Here is a 6,834-nt window from a genome sequence, read left to right as displayed (position 1 = left end):
GTAGTTCGGGCCCGAATCTCTCGGTCCCGCCCTGCGGGGCACAACTTCTCCAACCTACTCGGTCAGTTTCGCGCTGTCAAGCCGGTATTTTCGGCTTTCTTGCGCTTCGCCCGAGACCCCGCAACTTGGGCGCGGCGAACCGCTCCGGTTTGTTGCTAGGGTTCCTGCAGACCGGCCGGACTCCGCGGCTCCCGTGAGGGGCACTCGGATCATCCCGCCCGGCTCCTGCCGGCTTGGATACTTTACCCGGTCGGCCTCGCGATCTCAAATCCGGACTCGCCGGTCGATCGCACCGCCCGAACCCCCACCAGCCTGTATCCCCTGGTAGCGGTGCCTGCGTCCCCCCGGTCGTTTTGTCCGGTGTTCCGCTTGCAGAGAGAAAGTTACGTGGGATCGCCCCTGGAATGCAAATCAAGGTCGGTCCATGTCTAGATCAGCAGGTCGCGGCGCATGTGGCCACCCGTACCCGTGTGAAAGAGTGGGTCATGCCCGACGGCAGGATGATCCTCGCCGAAGACGCGTTGCTCGGGATGGTCTTCCCGTTCTGGCAACTGGTCATCGGCCTCTGCGTCCTACTCGCCCTGGGCGCGGCCGCCTACCGCCTCGCGGCCCGCGGCCCGTCCCGCATGACGACGGCTCTCCTCGTCACCGGCGCCGCCGTCGTCGGCATCGCCCTCCTGAGCTACCTCACCGGCGGCAACTAGCCCGGCGCGACGTCGGCGCGGCCCGGGTCGGTCAGGTCCAGGTCCTCGGCCACGAACAGTCCCTCCAACGCCGGAAGACCGCGCTCCCGGACGACGGCGGCCTCCCCCGTGGTGATCGGCAGCAGCAACGTCAGCACGATCGCCACGGAGTCGGTGCGATTGACGGCGAACGACTCCGGTAGGTACCCGGGGTTCGTCGCGACCAGCGCGGTCATCGCGCTGCCCGGGAACACCGGCCCGGCCGGCCCCAGCACCTGCCCGTGCCGCAGACCCGCTCCCCGGCGCACGAGCTCGCCGGCCACCTGGAACAGCAACCCCGCCGCACGGGCCGGATAGTCGTCGTTCGGCACGTGCATCAGCAGCTCCTGATGCAACGCCCGGTCGCCGGCGACGGTGAGATGCCGGCGCCAGAGCCCCACCGTCACCACCGTCGTAACCCCGGCGAACGGGGCATCGGGTCCGAAGAAGGCGACCTGCACACCGGATGGCGTCGTGTCGTCGCCCTGACTGCCGCCCGCGATGGTTCCGAGGTAGGACTCCAGGTGCGCGATCAAGTCGGCCATGATCCCGAAGCTATCCCGGGTCCGGTGCGACCGTTGGGTGAAGCACCAGAGGCAAGCGATCCAGCCTGGGCCCCGGTCGACACCGGGACCGGGCTCACCGCTGGACCACGACGTGCCGGCAGCCGCGCGCGCCGGCGGCGGGCGCCCGTTCAGACGGCCGTGAACGGAGCGACCAAGACGTCTCCGCGCCTCGGCGGCCGGCGTGACCGTCGCGGGGCCAACTATGGCTCCGCGCAGCCGACGACGTCGTTCACCGGACCGAGCCAGACGCCAGGAGGGCCGCGGTCGGGAGGGCAAGCCGCCCGTCGACGCCGGCGAACACGGCGGTCAGACGGTCCAAGTGCGCGCGACCCAGCCACACACAAGAATCGCCGCAGTCGGAAGGGCAAGCTGCCCGTCGACGACGGCGAACACGGCGGTCAGACGGTCGACGTGCGTGCGACCCAGCCACAGGCCAGAATCGCCGCGGTCGGAAGGGCGAGCCGCCCGTCGACGACGGCGAACACGGCGGTCAGACGGTCGACGTGCGTGCGACCCAGCCACACACAAGAATCGCCGCAGTCGGAAGGGCAAGCCGCCCGCCGACGACGGCGAACACGGCGGTCAGACGGTCGAAGTGCGCGCGGACCCGGGCGCGCGTGGGCCCGTCCTGGGCGGACAGCACCGCACCCGTCGCGCCGATGCCGGACGCCGGGCCGCTCCACCACGACTCCGGGTCCGTCTCGTGGGTCCAGGCGACTTTCGAACCGCTGACGTCCGCGAACCCGGCCTGCCGCAGCAGCGCGCTCAACCCGTCGACGTCGCGCGTGAAGTCGTGTGCCGGGTCGAGGCGCGGCAGGTCGGGCGGCCGCACCACGCCGGCGGCGGCGAAGATGTCCGACCACAGGGCTTGGGCCACCGGCGGCGGGTGCGGCCAGATCGTGACCGCCACGCGGCCGCCAGGGCGGACGACCCGGCCCAGCGATCTCAACGTCGCCAGCGGATCACCCACGTGGTTGACCACGAAGTTGGCGACCGCCGCGTCGAACGTCGCGTCCGCGAACGGCAGATCCGGCAGCACGGCGATCCGCACCGAGGCCCCGGGTAGAAGACCACGGGCGAGGGCGACCATGCTCGGCTCCGCGTCGACCGCGGTCACCGACGCGCCGCGCCCAAGAGCCGACGACGCGACCGTCCCCGTCCCGGTCCCCACGTCGAGCACAGCGACACCGCGCGCCACCCCAGCAGCGTCCAGGAGCGCCGAAGTCGTTCCGGCGCACAGCGCGGCAAGGCTGTCCCGGTAGGCGACCGCACGGCCGGCCCACTGAGCCCGCTCGTGCTCGTCGAACAACGATGCTCAGCCCACGGAGAACGGGCGGCTGTTGGCCAGCGACGGCAGCTCCCGCCGGATCCGCGCCAGGCGTGACAGGTCGAGGTCGGCCGCCACCACCGTCACCTCGTCGGAGGCCTGTGCCACCACCGTCCCCCACGGGTCGATGATCATCGAGCGGCCGAAGCACGAGCGCCCCGGTTCGTGGTCGCCGATCTGGCCCGCCGCGATCACGTAGCACTGGTTCTCGATCGCCCGGGCGCGGAGCAGGACCTCCCAGTGGTCGCGACCCGTGTGCAGCATGAACGCCGCCGGGACCACGAGCACCTGGGCGGCCGAATCACGCGCAAGGGAGCGGTAGAGCTCCGGGAAGCGCAGGTCGTAGCAGATCGTCAGGCCGAACGGCACGCCCTCGACGGTCGCGACCGAGGTCGTCGTGCCGGGTGCGATCGTCGCCGACTCCAGATAGGACACCTTGCCGGGGATGTCCACGTCGTACAGGTGGATCTTCCGGTACATCGAGGCCAGCGCGCCGGAGCGGTCGAACAGCAGCGACGTGTTGTAGGAGTGCGACGGCGACGGCCCGGTCTCGTGGAACGACCCAGCGTGCACCCACATCCCGAGATCACGGGCCGCGGCGGAGAAGAACGACCCGTACTCACCGTCGACAGGCTCAGGGGAAGGCATCCCGGACGCCGGACCGAGGTAGTCCGTGTATTCCGGCAGGACGGCCACATCAGCACCCAGGGCCGCGGCCCGCTCCAGGAGCGTGCGCGCGACCTTGAGGTTGTCCGCGCGGTTGTCACGCGCGTTGAGCTGGCAGACCGCGACCCGCACGGCGTCAGGCCGACTTTTCCTCGCGGTCCCGCCGGCGCCGGCCGGCGAACTCGCGGGGCACGATCGTCGGGTTGACGTTTTCCATGACCACCGCGCGGGTGATCAGGACGCGGGCGGCGTCCGGGTTGCTGGGCACCTCGTACATCACCGAGAGGAGGACCTCTTCGAGGATGGCCCGCAGGCCGCGGGCGCCGGTGCCGCGGAGCATGGCCTGGTCGGCGATCGCCTCCAGGGCCGCGGGCTCGAACTCGAGCTCGACACCGTCGAGCTCGAAGAGCCGCTGATATTGCCGGACCAGTGCGTTGCGCGGCTCGGTCAGGATCTTCACCAGCGCCTCGCGGTCGAGGGACCGCACGTTGGTGATCACCGGGAGCCGGCCGATGAACTCGGGGATCAGGCCGAACTTGAGCATGTCTTCCGGCATGACCTGGCCGAACACGTCGTCGGTCGAGCGCTCGGAGACCGCGCGTAGTCGGGCGCCGAAGCCCGTGCCGCCCTGGCCGGTGCGGGACTCGATGATCCGGTCGAGGCCGGCGAACGCACCACCGCAGATGAACAGGACGTTGGTCGTGTCGATCTGGATGAACTCCTGGTGCGGGTGCTTGCGGCCGCCCTGCGGCGGCACGTTGGCGACCGTACCCTCGAGGATCTTGAGCAATGCCTGTTGGACGCCCTCGCCGGAGACGTCGCGCGTGATCGACGGGTTCTCCGACTTGCGGGCGATCTTGTCGACCTCGTCGATGTAGATGATGCCGGTCTCGGCGCGCTTGATGTCGTAGTCGGCGGCCTGGATCAGCTTGAGGAGGATGTTCTCGACGTCCTCACCGACGTAGCCGGCCTCGGTCAGCGCGGTCGCGTCCGCGATCGCGAACGGCACGTTGAGCATGCGGGCCAGGGTCTGCGCGAGGTGGGTCTTGCCGCAGCCCGTGGGGCCGATGAGCATGATGTTGGACTTGGCCACCTCGACGGCGTCGTTGCCCGACCCGGAGTGTGACTCGGCCTGGATCCGTTTGTAGTGGTTGTAGACCGCGACGGAGAGCGCCTTCTTGGCCTGGTCCTGACCCACCACATATTGGTTCAGGAACTGGTAGATCTCCATCGGCTTGGGAAGCTCTTCCCACTTCACCTCGCCGGACTCGGCCAGCTCCTCTTCGATGATCTCGTTGCAGAGGTCGATGCACTCGTCGCAGATGTAGACCCCGGGGCCTGCGATCAGCTTCTTGACCTGCTTCTGCGACTTGCCACAGAAGGAGCACTTGAGTAGGTCGCCACCGTCTCCGATCCGTGCCACCTACGTTCTCCCTGCGCTCGTCGGCCGCGGCGGACCGCCTCCGGGGTTGTGTGCAAACTCGACGTTACCCGCTCGGGGCCCTATCTCCGACCCCCAAAATGGGTGTGTCAGGGACCAGCCAGTGTAACCAGACCTGGCCGATCCCTGACAACGGTGCTGTCAGCTCGCGGCAGCGGCGGCCAGCAGGCCCTTCTTGCGGCTGGTCAGGATCGTGTCGACCAGACCATATTCACGAGCTTCCTCGGCCGTCATGATCTTGTCGCGGTCGACGTCCTTGGAAACCTGGTCGCGCGGCCGGCCCGAGTGCCGGGAGATGATCTCCTCCATCTGCGACCGCATGCGCAGGATCTCGCGCGCCTGGATCTCGATGTCGGAGCCCTGCCCGTAGCCGCCCTCGGTGGCGGGCTGGTGGATGATGATCCGCGAGTTCGGCAACGCCATCCGCTTGCCCGGGGTGCCGGCACCGAGGAGGACGGCCGCGGCCGAGGCCGCCTGACCCAGGCAGACCGTCTGGATGTCCGGACGGACGTACTGCATGGTGTCGTAGATCGCCGTCATCGCGGTGAAGGAGCCACCGGGCGAGTTGATGTACATGATGATGTCGCGGTCGGGGTCGGTGCCCTCCAGCGTCAACAGCTGTGCCATCACGTCGTTGGCCGACGCGTCGTCGACCTGGACGCCGAGGAAGATGATGCGGTCCTCGAACAGCTTGTTGTACGGGTTCGACTCCTTGATGCCGTACGAGGTGCGCTCGACGAACGAGGGCAGCACGTAGCGGTTGTGCACCGGAGCGAACTGCGGAGGCAGCGTCAGATCGGTCATGGTTGGCCTCCTCAGCCCAGAGTCCCGGCGCCTTCCGGAACCTGCGCGGCTCCGGTGATCACCTTGTCGATGAATCCGTAGTCCTTGGCCTCCTGGGCCGTGAACCAGCGGTCGCGGTCGGAGTCGGCCTCGATCTGGTCCTGGCCCTGGCCGGTGTGGAAGGCGACCCGCTCCTGGAACATGCGCTTGGTGTAGAGCATCTGCTCTGCCTGGATCGCGATGTCGGACGCGGTGCCACCCATGCCGCCGGACGGCTGGTGCATCATGATCCGCGCGTGCGGCAGGGCGTAGCGCTTGCCCTTGGTGCCCGCGCAGAGGAGGAGCTGGCCCATCGACGCGGCCATGCCCATCGCGACCGTGGACACGTCGTTGTCGATGAACTGCATCGTGTCGTAGATCGCCATGCCGGAGTAGACCGAGCCACCCGGGGAGTTGATCCACAGGTTGATGTCACGGCCCGGGTCTTCCGCGGCCAGCAGCAGCAGCTGCGCACAGATGCGGTTGGCCACCTGGTCGGTAACCTCACTGCCGAGGAAGATGATGCGTTCCTTGAGCAGCCGGTTGTAGACCGAGTCGTCGAGCCCGCCGGCGAGCTGGTCGCCGCGCGCCTCGTGCGCCCGGATGGGCGTCGCTGGAATATGCAGATCGGTCATGGCAGCCTCTCGCTCGTTTCCCGTTCTACGCCCGACATTAACCGCTGCCCGCAGCGGTGCCTTCCCGCCTGAGACGGTGTTCGCTCAGAGCGCAGGCGGACTCAGTGGTTGTGCTCGGTGACCTCGCGCACCTGGTCCAGGCTGATCGCCTTGCCGGCGGAGTCGGTGATCTTGACCCGCTCCATCACCAGCGTCAGCGCCTTGCCGCGCCGCACGTCACCGAAGACCGCACCGGCGGCACCCGACCGGACGAGCTGGTCGTAGTACTGCTGCGGCTGCATGCCGGCGCGCTGGGCGCGGTGCATGATCTCGTGGCCGAACTCGTCGTCGGAGACCTGCACGTCCTCGGCGTCGGCCAGGGTGTCGAGCACGAGCTGGATCTTGACGCCCTCCGTCGCGGCGTCGGTCAGCTCGGTGTCGATCTGCTCCTCGGTCTTCTCCTCGGCCGCGAGGTATTCCTCGTAGGAGGCGCCGATGCGCTCGAGCTGGTCGGCCATCGCCTGCTTGCGGTGCTCGACCTCCTCCTTGACGACGCCCTCGGGCGCCGGCACGTCGGCGGCCTCGACGACCTGCTTGAGCGCCTTGTCCCGGGCCGCGTAGATCTGCTCGACCTGCTTGGCCTGGGTCACCCGCTTGCGCAGGTCCTCGCGCAGCT

8 protein-coding genes are annotated in these 6,834 nt (G+C 68.8%); 1 reads left to right on the top strand and 7 read right to left on the bottom strand.

The window, feature by feature from the left end; all coding sequences use genetic code 11:
• The first annotated feature begins 485 nt into the window (after positions 1-485).
• A complete protein-coding gene (locus tag Air01nite_RS40215; protein WP_203708712.1) occupies positions 486-704 on the top strand; it encodes a hypothetical protein in 219 nt (72 codons plus the stop codon).
• On the opposite strand, the gene Air01nite_RS40210 is transcribed toward Air01nite_RS40215, so the two are convergent.
• The 7 genes from Air01nite_RS40210 to Air01nite_RS40180 all read right to left on the bottom strand — a co-directional run.
• Positions 701-1,267 carry a suppressor of fused domain protein gene (locus tag Air01nite_RS40210; protein ID WP_203708710.1) on the bottom strand — a complete coding sequence of 189 codons (567 nt, stop codon included), beginning with the start codon at positions 1,265-1,267 and terminating at the stop codon, positions 701-703. The two genes, Air01nite_RS40215 and Air01nite_RS40210, sit on opposite strands and share 4 nt — an antisense overlap.
• 511 nt (positions 1,268-1,778) lie before the next feature.
• Positions 1,779-2,486 carry a class I SAM-dependent methyltransferase gene (locus Air01nite_RS40205; RefSeq protein WP_275408337.1) on the bottom strand — a complete coding sequence of 236 codons (708 nt, stop codon included), beginning with the start codon at positions 2,484-2,486 and terminating at the stop codon, positions 1,779-1,781.
• A gap of 117 nt (positions 2,487-2,603) precedes the next feature.
• Positions 2,604-3,413, bottom strand: coding sequence for a carbon-nitrogen hydrolase family protein (locus tag Air01nite_RS40200; RefSeq protein WP_203708705.1), 810 nt, complete (start codon positions 3,411-3,413; stop codon positions 2,604-2,606).
• 4 nt (positions 3,414-3,417) lie between these two features.
• On the bottom strand, positions 3,418-4,704 hold the full coding sequence (clpX, locus tag Air01nite_RS40195) for an ATP-dependent Clp protease ATP-binding subunit ClpX (protein WP_203708704.1): 1,287 nt from the start codon (positions 4,702-4,704) through the stop codon (positions 3,418-3,420).
• 159 nt (positions 4,705-4,863) lie between these two features.
• Positions 4,864-5,526 (bottom strand): ATP-dependent Clp protease proteolytic subunit, encoded by a 663-nt coding sequence (locus Air01nite_RS40190; RefSeq protein WP_203708702.1) that lies wholly within the window; start codon positions 5,524-5,526, stop codon positions 4,864-4,866.
• Between the two features lie 11 nt (positions 5,527-5,537).
• Complete coding sequence (locus Air01nite_RS40185; RefSeq protein WP_203708700.1) at positions 5,538-6,179, bottom strand: ATP-dependent Clp protease proteolytic subunit; 642 nt, start codon at positions 6,177-6,179, stop codon at positions 5,538-5,540.
• A 101-nt stretch (positions 6,180-6,280) separates the two neighbouring features.
• The coding region (locus Air01nite_RS40180) for a trigger factor (RefSeq protein ID WP_505606729.1) at positions 6,281-6,834 on the bottom strand (554 nt) is incomplete at its 5' end.

This window comes from Asanoa iriomotensis, assembly GCF_016862515.1.
GTDB classification, from domain to species: domain Bacteria; phylum Actinomycetota; class Actinomycetes; order Mycobacteriales; family Micromonosporaceae; genus Asanoa; species Asanoa iriomotensis.
Note: the sequence above shows the minus strand (reverse complement) of the source record. Positions and strands in the feature narration are given on the sequence as shown.